The sequence below is a fragment of the Pseudoalteromonas sp. R86517 genome (assembly GCF_042466295.1).
GTDB classification, from domain to species: Bacteria; Pseudomonadota; Gammaproteobacteria; order Enterobacterales; family Alteromonadaceae; genus Pseudoalteromonas; species Pseudoalteromonas atlantica.
Map to the genome: position 1 here is coordinate 3,369,728 of NZ_JAXHCB010000001.1, position 20,748 is coordinate 3,390,475.

At 38.9% G+C, this 20,748-nt stretch carries 17 protein-coding genes; 12 read left to right on the plus strand and 5 right to left on the minus strand.

Translation table 11 applies throughout. The features are described from left to right. Window positions 1-78 precede the first annotated feature (78 nt). Entirely contained in the window at window positions 79-3,021 is a 2,943-nt protein-coding gene (locus tag SJY38_RS15215; RefSeq protein WP_138577373.1) for a TonB-dependent receptor domain-containing protein, read from the plus strand. A gap of 282 nt (window positions 3,022-3,303) precedes the next feature. Here SJY38_RS15215 and SJY38_RS15220 read toward each other — a convergent pair whose 3' ends face one another. Beyond that, on the minus strand, window positions 3,304-3,777 hold the full coding sequence (locus SJY38_RS15220) for a Dps family protein (protein ID WP_004585992.1): 474 nt from the start codon (window positions 3,775-3,777) through the stop codon (window positions 3,304-3,306). Window positions 3,778-4,123: 346 nt separating this feature from the next. On the opposite strand from SJY38_RS15220, the gene SJY38_RS15225 reads away from it, so the two are divergent. Beyond that, window positions 4,124-4,333: a hypothetical protein gene (locus tag SJY38_RS15225; protein ID WP_024033977.1), complete on the plus strand. Its 210-nt coding sequence runs from the start codon at window positions 4,124-4,126 to the stop codon at window positions 4,331-4,333. On the opposite strand, the gene SJY38_RS15230 is transcribed toward SJY38_RS15225, so the two are convergent. Both SJY38_RS15230 and SJY38_RS15235 read right to left on the minus strand, forming a co-directional pair. Next, complete coding sequence (locus SJY38_RS15230) at window positions 4,330-4,935, minus strand: alpha/beta hydrolase (RefSeq protein WP_004585990.1); 606 nt, start codon at window positions 4,933-4,935, stop codon at window positions 4,330-4,332. The genes SJY38_RS15225 and SJY38_RS15230 overlap by 4 nt on opposite strands. Window positions 4,936-4,952: 17 nt before the next feature. Further along, window positions 4,953-5,489 carry a YaeQ family protein gene (locus tag SJY38_RS15235; RefSeq protein ID WP_024033976.1) on the minus strand — a complete coding sequence of 179 codons (537 nt, stop codon included), beginning with the start codon at window positions 5,487-5,489 and terminating at the stop codon, window positions 4,953-4,955. Window positions 5,490-5,793: 304 nt separating this feature from the next. Between SJY38_RS15235 and SJY38_RS15240 the strand changes: the two genes are divergently transcribed. Beyond that, entirely contained in the window at window positions 5,794-7,002 is a 1,209-nt protein-coding gene (locus tag SJY38_RS15240) for a tyrosine-type recombinase/integrase (protein ID WP_377110112.1), read from the plus strand. A gap of 16 nt (window positions 7,003-7,018) precedes the next feature. Here SJY38_RS15240 and SJY38_RS15245 read toward each other — a convergent pair whose 3' ends face one another. After that, window positions 7,019-7,408 carry a hypothetical protein gene (locus tag SJY38_RS15245; protein ID WP_004585987.1) on the minus strand — a complete coding sequence of 130 codons (390 nt, stop codon included), beginning with the start codon at window positions 7,406-7,408 and terminating at the stop codon, window positions 7,019-7,021. 145 nt (window positions 7,409-7,553) lie between these two features. On the opposite strand from SJY38_RS15245, the gene SJY38_RS15250 reads away from it, so the two are divergent. Together SJY38_RS15250 and SJY38_RS15255 are read left to right on the plus strand one after the other, a co-directional pair. Beyond that, window positions 7,554-8,771, plus strand: coding sequence for a hypothetical protein (locus SJY38_RS15250; RefSeq protein ID WP_377110113.1), 1,218 nt, complete (start codon window positions 7,554-7,556; stop codon window positions 8,769-8,771). Between the two features lie 229 nt (window positions 8,772-9,000). Continuing rightward, entirely contained in the window at window positions 9,001-9,705 is a 705-nt protein-coding gene (locus SJY38_RS15255) for an inovirus-type Gp2 protein (protein WP_004585985.1), read from the plus strand. 400 nt (window positions 9,706-10,105) lie between these two features. Here SJY38_RS15255 and radC read toward each other — a convergent pair whose 3' ends face one another. Further along, window positions 10,106-10,633, minus strand: a complete 528-nt coding sequence (gene radC / locus SJY38_RS15260; protein ID WP_377110114.1) for a DNA repair protein RadC — start codon at window positions 10,631-10,633, stop codon at window positions 10,106-10,108. A gap of 143 nt (window positions 10,634-10,776) precedes the next feature. Between radC and SJY38_RS15265 the strand changes: the two genes are divergently transcribed. The 7 genes from SJY38_RS15265 to SJY38_RS15295 all read left to right on the plus strand — a co-directional run bounded on the left by SJY38_RS15265 (window position 10,777) and on the right by SJY38_RS15295 (window position 20,681). Further along, entirely contained in the window at window positions 10,777-10,956 is a 180-nt protein-coding gene (locus SJY38_RS15265) for an AlpA family transcriptional regulator (RefSeq protein WP_377110115.1), read from the plus strand. 282 nt (window positions 10,957-11,238) lie between these two features. Further along, complete coding sequence (locus SJY38_RS15270) at window positions 11,239-12,324, plus strand: hypothetical protein (RefSeq protein ID WP_377110116.1); 1,086 nt, start codon at window positions 11,239-11,241, stop codon at window positions 12,322-12,324. A 140-nt stretch (window positions 12,325-12,464) separates the two neighbouring features. Further along, window positions 12,465-12,641, plus strand: a complete 177-nt coding sequence (locus SJY38_RS15275) for a helix-turn-helix domain-containing protein (protein WP_273001641.1) — start codon at window positions 12,465-12,467, stop codon at window positions 12,639-12,641. After that, a complete protein-coding gene (locus SJY38_RS15280; protein ID WP_377110118.1) occupies window positions 12,638-13,576 on the plus strand; it encodes a restriction endonuclease in 939 nt (312 codons plus the stop codon). Before SJY38_RS15275 ends, SJY38_RS15280 begins: the two co-directional genes overlap by 4 nt. 51 nt (window positions 13,577-13,627) lie before the next feature. Next, window positions 13,628-16,246 (plus strand): type I restriction-modification system subunit M, encoded by a 2,619-nt coding sequence (locus SJY38_RS15285; protein ID WP_377110120.1) that lies wholly within the window; start codon window positions 13,628-13,630, stop codon window positions 16,244-16,246. Between the two features lies 1 nt (window position 16,247). Further along, window positions 16,248-17,513, plus strand: a complete 1,266-nt coding sequence (locus tag SJY38_RS15290) for a restriction endonuclease subunit S (protein WP_377110121.1) — start codon at window positions 16,248-16,250, stop codon at window positions 17,511-17,513. A gap of 12 nt (window positions 17,514-17,525) precedes the next feature. Then, window positions 17,526-20,681 carry an HsdR family type I site-specific deoxyribonuclease gene (locus tag SJY38_RS15295; RefSeq protein ID WP_377110122.1) on the plus strand — a complete coding sequence of 1,052 codons (3,156 nt, stop codon included), beginning with the start codon at window positions 17,526-17,528 and terminating at the stop codon, window positions 20,679-20,681. The last annotated feature ends 67 nt before the right edge of the window (window positions 20,682-20,748 follow it).

Sequence of the window (20,748 nt, forward strand, 5' to 3'; positions counted from 1 at the left end):
TCTTAAAATTATTCCACTTAATGTTGAAATGTTTGTAACCAACCAGTTACAAAAATAACATTTCAGGGACATTATAGTATGAAAAAAATAAATAACTTAGATAGTCGTACATTTAAAAAATCTTCATTGTCTTTAGCACTTAGTGCGACAGTGCTTGCTGGCTTTTCTTTTCAAGGTATAGCCGCAGAAGAAGACGAACTAGAAAAAATAGAACGCGTGCAAGTAACGGGTTCTCGTATTCGTTCAGCCGAGGCGATGTCGTCTGCACCTATACAGGTTGTAAGTGGCGAGGCAATTGATGCATCGGGTTCTTTAAACATTCAAAACCTACTGCTAGAAAACCCAGCATTTGGTTCTCCAGCTATTAGCCGTACTAACTCTAACTTTTCAACTGCAAGCGCGGGTGTAGCTACTGTTGATTTGCGTAACTTAGGTTCAAACCGTACTTTAGTACTTGTGAATGGGCGCCGTTATGTATCGGGTGTACCTGGTAGCTCGGCAGTTGATTTAAATACCATTCCTAGTCAATTTATTGAGCGCGTGGAAATTATGACCGGTGGCGCATCATCAGTATATGGCTCTGATGCGGTTGCAGGTGTAGTTAACTTTGTACTAAAAGATGACTTTGAAGGCGTAGAGTTTGAAGGCCAATACGGCGAATCAAGCGAAGGCGATGATGAATCGCGCCAGTTTTCTTTTACCTCGGGTTTAACTACGGGTGATGGCAAAGGTCAAGCCATGTTCCACTTAGGCTACTCAGACCAAGGAGCTGTGTTTTCACGCGATCGTGAGCGCTCTGCAGTAGACCAATTTTCAGGTATTTATTTTGAAGACGATCCGGCGGCAAATCCGGGTTCTATTTTTGAAGCCGTTAATCCGTTTTTCTCATCATTTCCGCCACAAGGGCGTTTTGATGCAGGCGATACACGCTTTACTTACGATCCAAACAACAACTTACAAGACTCGTTTAGCACCAATGGCGGTGACGGTATAGATGCCAACGGCTTTAACCGAAGCGGCGTACGTACCATTGCTATACCAACAGAGCGCTACTTATTTGCCTCAAATGGTAGTTACGAGCTAACAGATAAACACAGCTTCTTTTTTGAAGGGACGTACGCATCTAGTACCACTATTTCAGAGTTAGAGCCTTTTCCGTTTGCCTCAGATGACATTTATGCCAATGGCCGCGTGCCAATTGAGTTTGACGTAAATGGCGAAATGCTCAGAAATGCCTTTGTGCCAGATGATATCTACAATGCAGCAACAGACACCGACGGTGATGGTGCTAGAGATATCTTTTTTGCAAAACGTTTAAGTGATGTAGGTAACCGTGGTGCCCGTGCAGAGCGTGATACATTCCGCTTAGCTGTGGGCTTTCAGGGTGAGATTAACGACAGCTGGTTTTACGATACCTACTATGTGTACGGTAAAACGAAAGAGTCGCAAGTCTCTGGTGGCTTAGTAAATGTACAAAGCTTTCGCCAAGGTTTAGAGGCGGTAATTGATAGCCAAGATTTAGATGCGGATGGCATTACCGATGAAGCGATTTGTATTGATGCAACAGCGCGTGGTTTTAATTGTGCGCCAGTAAACATTTACGGATTTAATTCACTATCGCAAGGTGCAATTGATTTTGTTAGTGCGCCAAGTACGCTTTCTACGTCGGTAGAGCAAGAAATTATTGGCGGTAATGTCTCAGGTGATTTATTTGAGCTGCCAGCGGGTATGGTAGGTATTGCGGCTGGTTTTGAATACCGCGAAGAGTTTTCTCGTAGTGAATTTGATGCCCTACAGCAAGCGGGCTTAAATGCCGGTAATGCAATTCCTGCAACCGAAGGTTCTTTTGATGTAACTGAATACTATGTTGAGGCTAACATTCCTGTGCTGGATGCGGTAACAATGAACGCTGCAGTCCGTTTATCTGACTACTCAACAGTGGGTAATACAGAAAGCTGGAACGTAGGTGTTGATTGGGAAGTGATGGATAGCTTGCGCCTTCGTGCTACCCGCGCCCGCTCTACACGTGCGCCTAATATTGATGAGTTATTTTCACCGCCTTCGCAAACCTTCCCAAGTGGTTTAAATGATCCATGTATAGGTGTTACAAACAGTGGCGGTGGCGCTGTTGGTGATGCATGTCGTGCCGATGTGGGTGTTGCAAATAATATTGCATCAAACGGGGAGTTTACCCTTAATCAATCTGATTTACAGGGCATTAGTGGTTTTAACCGTGGTAACCCAGACTTAAAAGAAGAAGTGGGCGACTCTGTGACTGTGGGTGTGGTATTTACCCCAGAGGAGTTAATCTCGGGCCTTGACGTTACCCTTGATTACTTTGATATAGAAATCACAGATGCGATTGTATCTACACCGCGCCAATTTATTTTAGATCAATGTTATGGCGGTGGTGACGATAGCTTCTGTAGCTTTATAACTCGCCGTAGCGGCCCTTCTGGTAATAATAGCGCAGGTTCACTTGAGTTTATTGATAGTGGTGTATCAAATAGTGGTGGTTTAGGAACTGAAGGTGTTGATTTAACACTAACTTACTCTGCCGATATTGGCCCAGGCGCATTTAGAACTCGCCTTGCATACACTTACTTGATTGACGGTTACACTATTCCGTTACCGGGTGCGGATAAAGATGAGTTTGCAGGTGAAATTGGCGCATCTGAACACAAAGCTAACTGGAACTTAGGCTATAAGCTTGATGACTTTGATTTTAACTGGAGCATGACCTACATAGGGGCTGCTGACTTTGATGATCAATTCTTAAGTGGCTTTGGTATACCTGCTGGCGGCGTGGGTATTGGCTCAGTAACCTACCATGATGTACAAGCAAGCTATCATATAAGTGACGCGGTAGAGCTATACGCCGGCGCTAACAACCTATTTGATAAAGAGCCTCCACGTATACTTTCAGGTGTTAGTGGCTCAAGCACAGGTACTGAAACCGACGCAGGTACGTATGACCCAATCGGACAAACCTTCTATATTGGTTTTAGAAGTAAATTTTAAGCAGTTAATACTGCACAATTGTAGTTTTTCCAGCCTCATTTAATTAAGGAGCTGGTATTAACAAAAGCCCCAGCCGTTGCTGGGGCTTTTTAATGCAAGCGCGAAAAGGGTGGGCTGGTTTGCTTTAAAATTATTTATGCTCCGCTTAAACCAAAAACAACGCCACTGGTAACAGTGGCGTTGTTTAGTCAATAGGGGGCGCTAATATAGTATCCGAATCGCAAAGAAATTTACGATTCTCCCTATTTGTAGCCCTCCCCTTTTGAGGGCTTATTTTTTAGCTTAGTCTAAGTACGCTTTTAACATCCATACTAGTTTTTCTTGCTCTGAAATATAATCACCCATTAATGACGCTGTACCTTCATCATCTGCATCACCTGCTTGAGTAAGTACTTCACGTTGCATTTTAATTAGTGTGCTGTAGCCAGCTAATAGGTTTTCTACGGCTGCCGTACCATCGCTAATGTTTTTAGCTTCTTTAATTTCACTTACTTCTAAGTAATCAGAAAACGCATGTAGTGGCGCGCCATCTAACGTTAAAATACGTTCAGCAATTTCATCTACTTTTTCAAGCAGAAGATTGTAAATCTCTTCAAATTTAATGTGTAATTCAAAAAAGTTACGGCCTTTAATATTCCAATGAAAACCGCGCGCATTCATGTATTGAATTTGGTAGCTGCTCAATAATGTATTGAGTGACTTAACAATGTCTTCGCTTTTTGCGCTGTTTAAACCAATTGCATTTACCTGTGACATACCTTGCTCCTTGATGAACCGTTTATTTATGAACTGATGATCATTATTGCTCAGTGCTATTAATTAGTAAAATTGTTTAAACCAGTCAATGCAATAGGTTTTAACTATTAATAACGTGCAGCGCAATAAATCACTCATACAATATAGATGGGTTGAATTTATTAAAATTCTACCCCTTAACAATAAAATAAAGACAAAACATGGATAAATTATGATCTAAAACAAGTTTTCTACAAGGTTGAATATTGGCTATTTGATGTATTGATCTAAATCAGTAAATGCTTATGGCTGTAGCGCATAATTCACTCAAGCAAAATAAATATCTTAAATTTATTGGAGAGCGATTATGGATGCAAAAACAGTAAAACAAAATAAAGCAGAGTTAATAGTGGTAGGTATAGCCGTTATAGCATTTGTATTGGGGCTGGTGGCGCATTTAGCAGGCGCAAGTTTTGCTAATGCCGACACGTTTGGCTACATTGCCGCACCCATGCCACTTATTTTGGGGGTGATATTTTTAATCAGTTATAAAATAGCAGAGGCGGGGGAAGACTAGGCTGCTTCGTTAAGGCACTTAATAATGTATTCAAGCACCTGGCGAGAATAAATCATACTGGTATGGCTTAAATGAAACACTTTATGCTCAGCCATGCCTTTAAGCTTGGTTTCGTCTAGTAAAACGGTGCCATCGGACTGACTGCCTTTGACAATTAACGGCATTAAACCAATGGGCAAATCGCCAGCAATACTGTAAAGCTTGGCCTTAAACGGCCAGTTACCATTTTTAGTGAGTAAAAACTCGACGCTGTTTTTTAAAAAGGTTTCAAACCCTTTTTGCTTCATCTTTTGCGCTATGTGGCTGCCTTGATGGGGTGTGCCAAGCGTAATCACTTTAGTGACATGGTGACTCGCTGGCGTGCCTGCCTCTAAGTAGGCGCGGGCAATTAATCCGCCCATAGAGTGACATACTAATGCAGAGGGCTCATCACCAATAAACTCATCAATTTGTTTAAATATGGTGCTTAAGTTAGGGTCGAGCGTATTGTAAGTGAGATTCAGTACTTTAACTCCAGACTGTTCAAGACGAGAGCATAGCGGGCGCATAACAAAGCCCGACATATAAAGGCCGTGTAATACAATAACGTGGTTTATTTTCATACGCCCTTACCTACAATTTACATTAACTGTTGCGGTTTTATTTCGATATTAGCCGTATCAGAACTGACCCACACATCACCATCTTGAACGGTAATGGTAAGTTTTATATTGCGGTCGGCTAAATCTGCAAGTGCCTGAGTAGCGGCGTAATCAAGGCTAAAAATACTTAAGTTTTTAAAATCGTACAATTTAGGTTGATGTTTTTGCCACCAAATAGCTTGGTTGTTTTCGCCATAGGTATATAGCACCACTTTTTTAGCTTTATTGCAGGCTTTTTTAAGACGCTTTTCATCTGGCAAGCCCAGCTCAATCCACAGCTCTATCTCTTCACTGTAGTTTACATGCCAAAGCTCAGGTTCATCGTCGGCACTTAAGCCTTTAGTAAATTCTAAGCCATCACAACTATTTAGCGCATAGGCTAATAAGCGAATCATCAAGCGTTGCTCGGTTTCAGAGGGATGCTGTGCCAACGTTAAATTAAAATCTTGGTACACGTGGCGGTCCATATCGCTTAACGATAATTGCGCTTTAATAATGGTAGATTTAAGAGCCATAATATCTAATCTAAAAAAATTTGCGCCAGTATAGCGCAATTAAATGAATTGCCAGTTAAAATAGCGTCAAATTATATGTTAGGAGTTAAAAATGGCTATCCAGTGGTTCCCTGGACGCTTGAATTAACTTCCGCAGCACTCCGCAGCTATATTGAAAGTCTAGTAAAAGCATAGTTTTAACCTGTTTTTATTCCGTATTTGTCCAGTCTAATCTTGTTGCTTCTACTATTTTTAGTACCCACGTTAGTACCCATGAGATTGTATTTTATATATACTAGTCTTAATCATCATTATGGAGCTTATTATGGCTAGGCCTGTAGTACGTCTAACGGATAAAAAGATAAAATCAATTACTAGTACAGGCAAAGAACAAACGCTTTCTGACGGTGGCGGTCTTCAACTGCGTGTTTTACCTAGCGGCACTAAGTCATGGCAGTTTAAATTTAAAGATCCAATAAGTGATAAATTTAATAAATTACCCCTTGGGCTTTATCCTGCACTATCGCTTGCAAACGCAAGGACTAAAGCTATTGAGTATCAAGAACTATTAGCGCAAGGTATTAATCCAAAGGCACATGAACTAGCTAAAAAACAGGCCGAGAGCCGTAAAGCTGCGAATACTTTTTTAGCTGCCGCAGAGCTTTGGTTTGAACGCAAACAGCCCACTGTGACCGCTCATCACGCAGCTAGGGAGTGGCGAACACTTGAGATGTATATTTTCCCCAAGTTGAAAGACACACCTTTAGAAAGCATTACAGCGATTGATACCATTGAAATTCTCAGGCCACTTGAGACTGACGGTAAGCACTCCACAATCAAGCGTATTTGCCAAAGCTTAAATCAGATCATGGATTACTCAGTAAACCATGGCTTTATCAATGCCAATCCACTAGCAAAAATTATAAAAGTATTTACTAAAAACACGGTTGAGCACATGGCTACAATAAGGCCTGAAGAGCTACCTGATTTTTTAACGGCTGTGAATAACTCTCAAACCATTCAGGAAAAAACCAAGCTTTTAATTTTGTGGCAGTTGCACACAATGACCCGTTCAAAAGAAGCCGCAGGGACTAAGTGGGCTGACATTAATATTGAAGAGGCTGTTTGGGTGATTCCTGCTGAAGAAATGAAGCGAAGAAGAGCCCATAGAGTGCCTTTGACGCCTGCTACTTTGGCAATACTTGAACAAATGAAACCACTCAGCGGTCACCATGAATATGTATTCCCGAGTGAGCGTAATGAAAAGGGCCATGCAAGCACTTACACGGTCAATGCCGCGATTAAACGAAGCTTAGGCTACAAAGATAAGTTGGTAGCCCATGGCTTGCGCTCTGTTGCTTCTACAGCGCTTCATGAAAAAGGTTACGATAGCCTTTTGGTAGAAGCCTGCTTAGCCCACGCAGATGAAAATGAAACTCGAGTGGCGTATAACCGTACCGATTATCTTAAACGGCGTAGGGCTATAATGGGTTGGTGGAGTGAGTTTATTTGCGAAGGGATGCGTGAAAAATAGACTGCTTTGATTGAAACTATAATAGACCCTCATCATTATCATTATCATTAATCAACTTGATCAAATATTGGGTCATATTCATCTTGTTTCTAGTGGCACTGAGTCGAAGCTTATTATAGTCACTGCGATTCAAGTTTAGTGTTATTTGCTCTTTATTAAATTTACGTCTTTTGGCTTGTCGCCAAGCATTTTGAAATAATTCTTTATGATTATTTTTACTCAAGTATTTATCTAATTTATCTGAATTCCCAGATTCCAAATATTGCTCAAAAGCCTTTGCATGAGCTGGTGAATTTTTAGAAAGATACGCGACTGCCCATGTCGAAAAATACTCTCTATGTCTTACATCTAACCCATTAAAAAGTGATGAAACTATACTTACTTTGTTGGTGCTTGTGCTACTCATTGCTAACCAAATCCATTACCTGTAATGTTACCTGTGTCGTTACAGGTAATGTTTTTCAAAACTGGAGAGTACTATTAAATATATATTAAGTGAAGAAATTTTTAATTTGCCCCCTAACTCTTTCTGGGTTTTTATTAAGCTGTATATGTGTCCGAAATTTGAACTTGAAGCACTCCAGTTGAAGCCTTCTTTAGCAGAGCTTAATAAAATCATAGGGGTTAGTTCTAAAGATTTTAAGAACTGCTTAGACGAGCTAGAGCAGAAAAATTTAATAAGGCTCGTTCATAATGCAGGCATAATTAAAAGAGGGTGCTCTCCAAAAAAAGTAACTTTATCAGGTGAGGTTAAAGAGTTTTTAGCTCAGAATTATGATGAGAAATCACTTGCAGATATTCAAAAAGTTTTAGCTTGTGAAAACTCAAATGACTCAAGACTTATGCTCAAAGAAAAGGCACTCCTACTTTATTGTTTGCTGATAAAAGACTCGGTAGCAATGAGCGAAAAGTATATAAAGAAGGCATTTGATGTGAAGATTAAGTGTGCCCATAAAAAGTTCGGTCAATATAGCTTTAACTTTCGTAGTGTAAATAAAATAGACTTTGATAATGGCAGTCGTATATTCAGAATTGAAAAGAATAACAGCTATGCGATTATGTTGCAGACAGGTAGTTCAAAGTTGCTGGCAGTTTTGAGCTTGGTTAAGGCGAATAAAAAATCAGGCGTACTTGAAGGGAGGGTACAACAATTCAACGTTTGTGGAGTTACAATCCCACCATCACTGGATGAACTCGCTTCTCTAATAAGGAGTTACTTTGAGTTCTATCGAATGTATAAAATGAAGGGGGCAAAGCAATACATTGTGAGGGAAATGGGTCCTTTTGGTTTTATTAGTGACGTGGAAAGTAATTGTGAGTTTATTAAACATTTAGATGAAAATTTTAAAGGCTTTGATACTGCAACTAGTGACTTAATAAGTGATGAAGCTCGACTAAAGCTAATTATAAAGGAAAAATACTCTGTTGCAGAAAATACTCAATTTCAAAACTATATTCTTGCTCTTCAAAAAGGCACTTATTCTGCTGCTTACCTTGAAAAAATAGCGAAGAGTTTAGTGAAATTGATTTTTAAAAGAGAGCACTACCTGAGTGGCTATTACTTTTTTCGTGCTGCTTGTACCTTTTATGTGTTGCTTGTAGAGCGCAAGGTAAGAGAGTTACTGGATGATTTTACTGACAATGGGTTGAGTACCATTCATGTTAACGATGAAAGGCCAGCCTTTTTTAATGTTCGTTTTGATGGTTATGCTAAGGACATTGAGTTAACTCGTTTTCTGTTATTTCAAAATAAAGTGTTTAAAATTTAGTTTCTTTTTCTTTAAATATTGCATTAAGTTCAGAGTGAATAAAAAGTTGATTAACAGGTAGCCTTTTGCTCTTTTTTGAATTGATGAAAGGTTTGCCTTTATTTCGGGAAATTATTATTTCGTATAGTTAATATACATCTAGCATATGTATCTAAAGTACTTAACTATTTGATGTGTTTTTTTACTTTAATTCTCCTTTGTATGAAATATACAAAGGAGAATTAAAGTAATGGGCTATAGAAAAGTTGAAAGAAATGCATTTGATGAACGTTTTCATGTATTAACCACATATAAGCAAATTATTGAAACAGAGCTTAAGAGTGCATTCGATAGCAATAAAAGAGTATCTATAATTCGTTTTGATTTACATATACCTAAGCTGTGCAGGGGACAAGATAATCCACTTACTCAAAGTACCGGATTGATGAAGAAGTTTTTTGGTTCTTTAGTTTCAAAATTTAAGGCTAGTTACCTTATTGATAATGTTTATCGAACACAATGCTTACGTTACGTTTGGGTAAAAGAGTTTGGTGAAGATAGTGAGGTTGAACACTATCATATTTGTTTGTTTCTGGACCAAGATAAGTTTGGTTTTATAGGAAGTAGTGAGTACACATCGAGGCTTAGGGAAAATAAAACCCAAAGGAAAAAGTCATTAAAAACCTGCATATTTGAGGCTTGGGCTAGCGTTTTCGGTCTGAGTGCTGACTTAGTTTTGAGTAGCGTTCATTTCACTGAAAAACCTGTACATTGGATTAGTTCTCGCGATTATAAGGAGGGGAATGAGGTATATAAAATTGCAATAAAACGCTTAATGTATTTGGCCAAACCAGAAACAAAGCGCTGGAGAGGAGACTGTCAAAAGTCTATTGGAACTGGTTGTATGATTGTAAAAAAATCTATTAGGCCTAGAGCTATTAATGTAAGGGCTTGAAAAGTAGCTATGCACCGCTAAAAAATTACTGATAGTGATTTAACCACTCAAGATTTTGAAGTCAATAAATAGTTAAATCGAATCTGAGTTAGCAAGCTTTAGTCGTCTTCTTCACAATCACACTCATGTTTTTTTACTAAGCAGTCTTCACAGCCAGGACACTCACAATTACTTCCCATTTGTTCGCAGTTATCACAAATTTTATCTAATGGATCCATGTTCTTACCTTTTAATTAATACGATATGTCTGACACAGTGAATACTAGAGTGTGATTAAAAGCAAGTATGCAATCAATTAAATAGAAAAATTTATCTAAGTAGGGAGGCTGTACTGCCTCCCTATTTTAATCGTCATTAATAACATCACGTAAAATAATCAAAATTGCAATTACATGAGTGACTAACTGTGCAGTTTTATTATGTCTAAGCATTCTACCTCCTGTTTTAGTTGAGCTAATAAATTAAGTTCAGCAAAAGAGGCGTATGAGCTACCAATTATTAAATGATCTAATACCTCTACATCTATTAACGACAGAGCTTTAATCAGCTTACCTGTTATTAGCTTATCCGCTGTAGACACCTCTACGCTCCCAGAAGGATGATTGTGCGCGAGTATTACACTAGCTGCATTAACCCTTAATACGTCCTTTACAACCTCTCTGGGATACACTGAGGCTGAATTAATTGTTCCAAAAAACAGCTCTTTGTATTCAATAATTTCATTGTTATTGCTCAAGTAAATTATTGAAAATACCTCTCTCTCATAGCTACCTAATTTCAGCTTTAAAAAATCTACAGTTGATCTTGGGGAGCTAATTCTGCCTTCCCTTTTTAATCGTCGAAATAATATTCTTGATGCCAAATCAACAATTTCATCATCAGTCAAAATTGTATTGTTTGTACTTGGTAATTGCTGGCTTTTTAACATGTGGACCTCTTATGAATTGTTTGCTCATAAAGGTGATATAGATTTGAAAATATTTGGAGTAGTGGTTTTGGGAAGTAAAGAGAGCTTAAAAGTATTTTTTTACACAACTCCCTCATTAGATGACAAAAATTAGGAGTCATCTAATGCGTTTAATTAAATTAAAAGAAGTAATCGAAAAAACATCACTTGGCCGCTCAACAATTTATGAGTTTATGACTAAGGGCACATTCCCTAAGCAAATATCGCTTGGTGCTAAGTCGGTAGCCTGGCTTGAGTCTGAAGTTGATGATTGGATTGAGGATAAGGTCAGAGGTAGAGGTTAATATACCTTCTATTAAATGAGAATAAAGTTCTACCATACGAAGAGGTCATTTTGAATGTTACTAGCTTCGACTAAGATTTGTGGCATTTATAGTCAGTATAAAAGTAAGTGGATATAGCTAAGCTAAGGTATTAAATTTTATAGAAATGTTTTAAAATTCTAAAGCTTTATCCAAACCTTACAATCATAAAAAATGATCGTAAGGTTTGGATGAATTATCTACTTAAGGCTTGGGTCTTCAAGCCTTGATCATTTATGAATACAAATATTTTAAGTGGTATGTATGGCAAATAATGAATGTCTGACTTGTCAGAATAAAAGGAAGTTAATAGCGTTTAATTACGCAGGACTAGATATAAGGAAAAGTGCCAGACATGCATTTCCAGAAAGGGTAATACCAGAGCAATTACCTGGTGATAAAAGTAAAGATTTTTTGTGTGTAGATTGTGCTAATAACTTACCCATTACATGCTCTATTCATGGGGATATAGATGATACTTTCTCGTTGGGTGTTTCACCACAATGCTTCGACTGTCAGTCTGAGAAATCCAATCAAGATAAGTTAAAAGAGATTGATGAATTTTGGTTAAAAAATTTCCCTGAGGCGTTTGAAGATAAAAAGCTAAGACTGTTTTATTTGCGCGGTGCTTTGGCGGGTGCGTTAGCAATTTCAGATGGCGCGCAAGATGATAGAGAGCAAGAAACTATTAAAAAGTTATCTTTGGATGTAACAGGCAAAAACCAATACGGAATGACGGCCTTCGCTCTTGCATATAAAGCTCGTCTAATTAGACGTATTCATAACAGTGATCTTTTAGATTTATGTTTTGAGCAAAAAGTGAAAAAATCAAATCTCGCTACTTTAAAGTTTTTACTTAAAGTGGCAGCCGCAGATGGCTTTCTTGATAAGGAAGAGTTTGGCTTCATTCAAAAAGTGGCAGAGCGACTTAATATTGAGATTCCAAGTTATGAAAAGCTAGCTGACTCTTTAGGGTTGGACTTATCGAACCAAAAGCAGGAAAGGTTATTACAAACAACAAGTAAAATAGCAACAACTATTGGTTTAGGGGCACTTGCAGTTGGAGGTTTTGCCATTGATGTGTTGCTTGGCTCGGGTTCAAATAAAAGAAGTAAAGCACCTAAAAAGAGAGAAAGTTCTGGCTCAGTTGTTAATGGGACTGGGGAAAACTGCTTAACTTGTTCCTATTGGCAAGGAACAAGAAAAACGAAAGGTGGCTATTTTATAACTTACTCTAAGAGTAATAATAGAGGTCTTTGCATGGTAGGTACAAATAAAGGCCGTGAAAAAGAGGCTTATCAAAGTTGTAGAGGCTGGTCTAAGTGGGAACAACTTACAAAAGTTAAGTAACAAAATAAAGTCGAAGTACCGAGGGCATAATTTTAATATTGTTACTTATAGTGCTTGTATATTTGGGTTTATAGAGCATTAAATTGACCATTCCGCAATTTTCTCATACCCTACTTTTGTTCACAGTCAGAGATAAATCCATGAGTGATGAAATACTAACAATCCAAGAGCTTGCAGAATACCTAAAGCTCAATGAAAAAACAGCTTATCGCTTAGCCGGTGAAGGTAAACTGCCTGGTTTTAAAGTAGGCGGTTCATGGCGTTTTAAGCGTGAAGATATAGAACAATGGATAGAGAAACAAAAGGATAACGGATGATCCCAAATTACCAAGATTTTATGCGGCCCTTTCTTCAAATCGCCTATAACGCTCATCAAGATGGACAAGCTAATGAAGTTAAACTACGTGATGTTATTAACCAGCTCGCTGAGCAGTTTAACTTAACAGATGAAGAACGCACCGAAACACTACCTAGTGGTAAGCAGTCTGTATTAGATAACCGTGTTGGATGGGCCCGAACCTACTTAACAAAGGCAGGCTTACTTGACGTTAAACGCAGAGCGCATTTTGTAATAACGCCTCGTGGTATAGAAGCATTAAAAGATAATGTAGATATTAATAACGACTACTTAAAGCGCTTTGATGAATTTGTTGCTTTTAAGCAAAAAAATAATGAGTACACCGAAACGCAAAGCACTACAGTAGTGCCTGCGGCCGAAGCTGAAAGTGATATTACGCCAGATGAAGCTCTTCGCTCAGCATATCGAAAAATAAACGATGCTTTAGCCGAAGAGATCATTGAGCGCACACGCAAAGTAACGCCAGCCTTTTTTGAAAACCTATTAATCGAATTACTGCTAGCTATGGGTTACGGTGGTACTGGCGAGGGCGCAGCGCATGCACTAGGAAAGTCAGGAGATAACGGCATAGATGGCGTTATTAACCAAGACCCACTAGGCGTGGATCAAATTTACATTCAGGCTAAACGGTATGCAGAAGGTAATAACGTTGGCTCAGGCGATATACGAGACTTTTTTGGCGCTCTTAACCTTAAAAAAGCGCAAAAGGGAATATTTATTACCACCTCAGACTTTACCCCATCAGCCATGCAAACAGCCAAAGACCTAGGTATGCGTATCGTCCTCATAAATGGTAAAGAATTAGCAAAACTCATGCTGCGATACAACATTGGCAGCAGAGACGAGCAGGTATTACACCTGAAAAAAATAGACGAAGAATTTTTCGAAGCGTAAGCAACATTACCTGTTTGCGTTTTACTTAAGTATTAGGAAATAGTTTTATTTATGAATAAGCAACAACTGGCAGCTAAAATTTGGGAATCAGCCAACCAAATGCGTTCGAAAATTGAAGCGAACGACTACAAAGACTTTATTTTAGGCTTTATTTTTTACAAATACGTAAGTGATCAATTAGTTAGCTTTGTTAAAGAGCAAGGCATGACCGAAGATGAAATTAAAGCCCTTGGCGAAGATGACCCTGAAACCTTAGAATATGTGCAAAGCAACTTAGGTTACTTTATATCGTACAATAACCTGTTTTCTACCTGGGTTGATCCAAAGTCAGACTTTGATGAGTCTAACGTGCGTGATGCACTTTCTGCTTTTAGCCGCCTTATTCACCCTAATCATAAAAAGCTATTTGAGGGTATTTTCACCACACTAGAAACAGGCTTAAGGAACCTAGGTGAAAGTGCGCCTAGACGTACTAAAGCGATAAGTGATTTACTGCACTTAATTAAAAGCATCCCTATGAGCGGTAATGTTGGTTACGATGTACTGGGCTACATTTACGAATACTTAATTGAAAAGTTTGCAGCTAATGCAGGTAAAAAAGCCGGTGAGTTTTATACCCCTCACGAAGTGTCATTACTCATGTCAGAAATCACAGCGCATGAATTAAAGCATAAAGATAAAATTGAAATTTACGATCCAACCAGTGGCTCAGGTTCATTACTAATAAACATAGGTAGCTCAGTTGCTAAATATGCAAAAAGTAAAGACAATATTAAATACTACGCTCAAGAGCTAAAAGAAAGCACTTACAACTTAACCCGTATGAACCTGATCATGCGCGGTATTCTGCCCGATAACATTACTACCCGTAATGGCGATACCTTAGAAGACGATTGGCCATACTTTGACGAAAGTGATCCGCTTGCTACATACAACCCTTTATACGTAGATGCCGTTGTATCAAACCCGCCTTATTCACAAGCCTGGGACCCAAGCTTTAAAGACAGCGACCCTCGCTATTCGCGTTTTGGTTTAGCACCTAAAACTAAAGCTGACTTTGCTTTTTTACTGCACGATCTTTATCACTTAAAGCCCGATGGCATTATGACCATTGTACTGCCACACGGTGTACTATTCCGAGGTGGCCAAGAAGGCCAAATACGTAAACAGCTAATCGAAAACAACCACATCGACGCGATTATTGGTTTACCGGCGAACATCTTTTTTGGTACAGGTATTCCAACCGTTATTATTGTGCTCAAACAAAAGCGACAAAACACGGATGTACTAGTGGTTGATGCCTCTAAACACTTTATTAAAGAAGGTAAAAACAACAAACTACAAGCAAGTGACATAAAACGAGTGACCGATGCGGTTATTAACCGTGAAAGTATCGATAAGTTTTCAAAAGTAGTAAGCAAGCAGACTCTTCGTGAAAATGACTACAACTTAAATATTCCGCGTTACGTTGATTCTTCAGCCGCAGCAGAGAGTTGGGACTTACACGCCACTATGCTTGGTGGTATCCCTAATAATGAAATAGCCGAGCTACAAACTTATTGGCAAGCTCTACCACAGTTGCATTCTGCATTGTTTGCACCTAAGTCAGCCGCTTATAGCGAGCTTAGAGTGGCTAAAGAAGTCGTGAACGTCACCATTAGCGACCACCCACAAGTGCGTGAATTTATCACTACCTATAATCAAGCGTTTAATGGTTACGATGATTACTTAAATACTACGCTGATCAAAGGATGGAAAACGGTTAACCGTAATCAAATAGAGGCTGAACTTAGTGAAGAATTATTTAAACGCTTAGCGCCTATTGCGCTGGTGGACAAATACCAAGCCTACCAATACCAAAATAACCAATGGCAAACCATTAGCGCCGACCTAGAAATGATGCAGACCGAAGGCTTTGCCGCTACTAAACAAGTCGATGCAAACATGGTTATTAAAAAACAAAAAGGCAAAGAAGTTGAGGTGCAAGACGCTAACAAACCTTGGAAAGGCCACATACTGCCGTTTGATTTAGTACAACAAACGCACCTAAGCGACGAGCTACAAGCTTTGGCTGAACAAGAGGCCCGCCTTGCAGAAATCGCGAGCCAGCTTGAAGAAGTACTAGAAAGCTTAACTGAAGAAGATAAAGAGCAAGCGACGGTAAAAGAAGGCAAAGACGGTTTTGTAAATGCCGAAGTGGGCAAAGCGGCTAAAGTTTTTTTAAAAGAACAGAAAGACCATAAAGTTAAATTTTTAACCGATAGCGCAGACCCTGAAGAAAGCTATAAAGCGAAAATTATTAACGCCAGCCAACTCATAGATGAAGAAAAAACACTTAAAAAATCAGTTAAAGAAGCCGCCATTGCGCTCCACCTTTTAACTAAAACAACGATAGAGAGTTTATCTGACGAGCAAGTAAACGAACTGCTTCACCTAAAATGGATTACTCCATTAAGTACTGAGCTTGAGGCGATGCCAGGTGCAGTTATTACCCAGCTCACCAGCCAAGTACAATCTCTAGCCAATAAATATGCGGTTACCTATTCGCAAGTGGCCAATGATATTCAAAGCACAGAGCAAGAACTGGCGAAAATGATGGACGATCTCACCGGTAATGAATTTGATAGCCAGGGTTTGGCAGAGCTCACCAACTTATTGAAGGGCGAATAGGATGAGTGTTGAAAAGAATATGCCAGAAATTCGGTTTAAGGGATTTAGTGGGGATTGGGAGCGGAGCCCTCTTTCTAATTTCATTAGCTCTCTAGATGCAGGTGTAAGTGTAAACTCTGGAGATAAACCTGCTGGTGAAGATGAGTTCGGGGTACTCAAAACAAGTTGTGTGACAAATGGTATTTTTGAACTAAACGAAAATAAAGTTGTATCTGATACCATAGAAATTAATAGGTTAAAAGAGCCTGTATTAAAGAATACGATCATCATTAGCAGAATGAATACACCTTCTTTAGTTGGTGCCAATGCATATGTTGACGAAAGTTACTCGAATTATTTTCTGCCTGACAGGCTTTGGGCAGCAAAGCCTACAGCTAATGGTGATTTGCAGTTTTTAGCGAATATTTTAGGATCAGCTAAAGGGAGAGAAGCCCTATCTAATTTGGCTACAGGCACATCCGGCTCAATGAAAAATATTTCAAAGCCATCAGTTTTATGCTTAAAGTTTTATGTACCTAAAGACCCTGAACAAACCGCCATTGGCAACATTTTCCAAAAGCTCGACAGCCTAATCAACCAACACCAACAAAAGCATGACAAGCTTAGCAACATCAAAAAAGCCATGCTGGAAAAGATGTTCCCGAAACAAGGCGAAACTATCCCAGAAATCCGTTTTAAAGAGTTTAGTGGAGAGTGGGATGAGAAAGAATTAGGTGAGATTGGTAATACATTTACAGGGCTAGCTGGAAAAACTAAAGATGACTTTGGCCATGGGCAAGGCAGATTTATAACTTATATGAATGTATTTTCAAACGTGATTTCAAATCAAAATTTGGTAGAGCCGGTAGAGATTGATAAAAGCCAAAATGAAGTAGAAAAGGGTGATGTTTTTTTTACTACTTCTTCAGAAACTCCAGAAGAAGTTGGAATGTCTTCTGTTTGGATGGGCGATACGCCAAATATGTACCTAAACAGCTTTTGTTTCGGTTACCGACCTAAACAAAAAATTGATAGCTATTTTTTGGCATACATTTTGAGGGCTAGAGCTTTTAGAAAGCAAGTTGTTTTTTTGGCTCAAGGAGTTTCTCGTTACAACATCTCTAAAACGAAAGTGATGGATATAAAAATATGCATGCCGAATATTTCGGAGCAGCAAAAAATAGGTCGCTATTTTCAAAAGTTAGATGTACTGATAAACCAACATCAACAACAAATCACTAAGCTAAATCACGTCAAGCTGGCTTGCTTGAGTAAAATGTTTGTATAACAAGGAAAGTAAATGACTACGTTTAAAACCGAAGCACAATTTGAGCAGGCTTTTATTGAAGTACTTACTCATAAAGGGTGGGAAGCTGAAATATTAAAAAATAAAACTGAGGCTGACTTACTGAAAAACTGGGCAGATATTTTATTTGAAAATAACCGCCAGCAAGACCGCTTAAACGATGTACCGCTTACCAATAGCGAAATGAAGCAAATCATAAAGCAAATAAAAGATCTTAAAACCCCATTAAAACTTAACGGTTTAATTAACGGTAAAACGGTGGCAATTACGCGCGACAACCCCGCTCACCCAGAACGTTTAGGCAAAGAGGTTAGCTTAAAAATATATGACCGCCAAGAAATAGCCGCAGGTCAAAGCCGTTACCAAATAGTACAACAACCAAAATTTGAACGCGGCAGCCCTTTACGTAACGACAGGCGTGGCGATGTTTTGTTATTAATTAACGGTATGCCCGTAATACATGTAGAGCTTAAACGTAGCGGTGTAGCGGTAAGCCAAGCTGTAAATCAAATTGAAAAATACAGTAAAGAAGGTATTTTTAGTGGACTGTTTTCGCTTATTCAAGTATTTGTAGCTATGGAGCCGAACGAGACCAAATACTTTGCCAACCCAGGTTTAGACGGCAAGTTTAACCCTGATTACCAATTTAACTGGGCCGACGTTAGGAATGAGCCAAAAAATTATTGGAAGGATATAGCATCTGACTTACTGTCTATACCTATGGCACACCAACTTATTGGTTTTTATACCGTGGCCGATGATACCGACGGTGTGCTTAAGGTAATGCGTAGTTATCAATATTACGCTGCTAATGCGATATCCGATAAAGTAGCTAAAACTCATTGGAATAAAATAAACTCTAATACCGAGCGTCTAGGCGGCCACATATGGCATACCACAGGCTCAGGTAAAACCCTGACCAGCTTTAAATCGGCACAGTTAATCTCGCAGTCTAAAGATGCCGACAAAGTTATATTTTTGATGGACAGAATTGAGTTAGGTACTCAATCACTTGCAGAGTATCGTAGCTTTGCTGGCGATGGTGAAGACGTACAAGCAACAGAAAATACTGGTGTATTAATCTCTAAGTTAAAAAGTACTGATCCGGCAGAAACATTAATAGTTAGCTCTATTCAAAAAATGAGTAATATTTTTGAAGCAGTTGATGATGAAGGTACAGCGACTAACTCTGCCGATATTGAAATAATACAAGCCAAACGCTTAGTGTTTATTATTGATGAAGCGCATCGCTCAACCTTTGGCGATATGTTGATTACCATTAAGCGTACTTTTCCTAGCGCATTATTCTTTGGTTTTACGGGCACACCGATTCAAGAAGAGAACGAAAAAAGCGGCAATACCACCAGCACCGTATTTGGTAGCGAATTACATCGCTACAGTATTGCTGACGGAATACGCGATGGCAACGTATTAGGCTTTGACCCTTATAAAGTACCTACTTTTAAAGATAGCGACATAAAAAAAGAGGTGGCTTTAGCCCAGGCAAAAGCAGATTCTGTGGCTGATGCCATGAGTAGCCTCGCTAAAAAGAAAAAGTTTAACCACTTTATGAATGATGTGCCTATGGCAGGCAAAAAAGATGCAATGGGTAAATATCATAAAGGTATTGAAGACTACGTGCCTAAAAGCCAATACTTAACTGATGCTCATCAAGAAGAGGTAGTGAGTGATATTTTAGATAAATGGGATGTGCTAAGCCAGGCTAATAAATTTCATGCCATTTTAGCTACTAATAGTATTGCTGAAGCCATTGACTACTACCGCCGTATAAAAGCGGCTAAGCCAGAGCTTAAAATATCAGCACTGTTTGACCCAAATATTGATAATGACGGTAGCCGCGATCGTGGGCCGACTTTTAAAGGTGATGGCTTAGATGAGATTATGGCTGATTACAATGCACGTTACGGACAAGATTTTGATTTTGCAAAACATGGTAAGTTTAAAAAAGATTTAGCCGCACGTCTTGCCCATAAAAAGCCCTATGAGCGCATACATACAGAGCCGGAAAAGCAGTTAGATTTACTAATAGTGGTAGATCAAATGCTAACAGGCTTTGACTCTAAATGGGTCAATACCTTGTATTTAGATAAGGTGCTTAAATACCAGAATATTATCCAAGCATTTTCACGTACTAATCGGTTGTTTAAAAAAGATGAAAAACCACACGGAACTATTCGTTACTACCGTTATCCTCACACCATGGAACAGCTCATTTACGACGCGGTAAAGCTTTATTCTGGTGATCGCCCTATAGGCTTATTTGTTGACCGCTTAGAAAGTAACCTTGAAGCTATGAATACAATAGCAGCAGACATAACAGAGCTATTTGAAAGTGCTGGCGTTGAAAATTTTGAAAAGCTGCCCGAAGATCTTGAAGCTTGCGCTAAGTTTGCCGATTTATTTAAAACCTTTAACCAACACTTAGAGGCATCAAAAGTGCAGGGCTTACACTGGGAAGAACTCACGCACACTTTTGGTGACAATAATGAGCGTGAAGTAACGCTAGCAGTAGACGAACAAACCTACTTGACCTTAGTACTACGTTATAGAGAACTTGCTGGCTCAGATGGTGGTGGCGGCGCTGGTGGCGGCGAAGTACCTTTTGATATTAGCGGTTACTTAACGGAAATTGATACCGGTAAAATCGATACCGACTATATGAACAGTCGCTTTGATAAATATTTAAAAGAACTGGATCAAGGCCAGGATAAAGCCAGTGTTGAGCGTACGCTTAATGAACTACATAAGTCGTTTTCATCGCTCACTCAACACGAGCAAAAGTACGCTAAATTGTTTTTGCACGACTTACAGCGCGGTGATGCTAAGTTAGTAGATGGCCATAGTTTTAGAGATTACATAAACGATTACCAAAACAGCGAAGAAAACAAAAAAATTAACGAATTAGTTGATAATTTAGGTGTTGATAAATCGCTTTTAATTGAGCTAATGAGCAGTGTAATTAATGAAAAAAACATAAACCAATTTGGCCGATTTGATAACCTAAAAGCGACGGTTGATATTGATAAAGCCAAAGCATACTTTGAGGATAAAGATGGTATTACTATTCCTCCTTTTAAATTAAGAATAAAAGTAGATAAGCACCTGCAAGGCTTTATTTTAGGTGAGTGAGTTTTTAACTTCGGAGTTTTAGGGCCGTAATATTTATAGTAAGCAAGGAAGAATACGGTCAAGATAA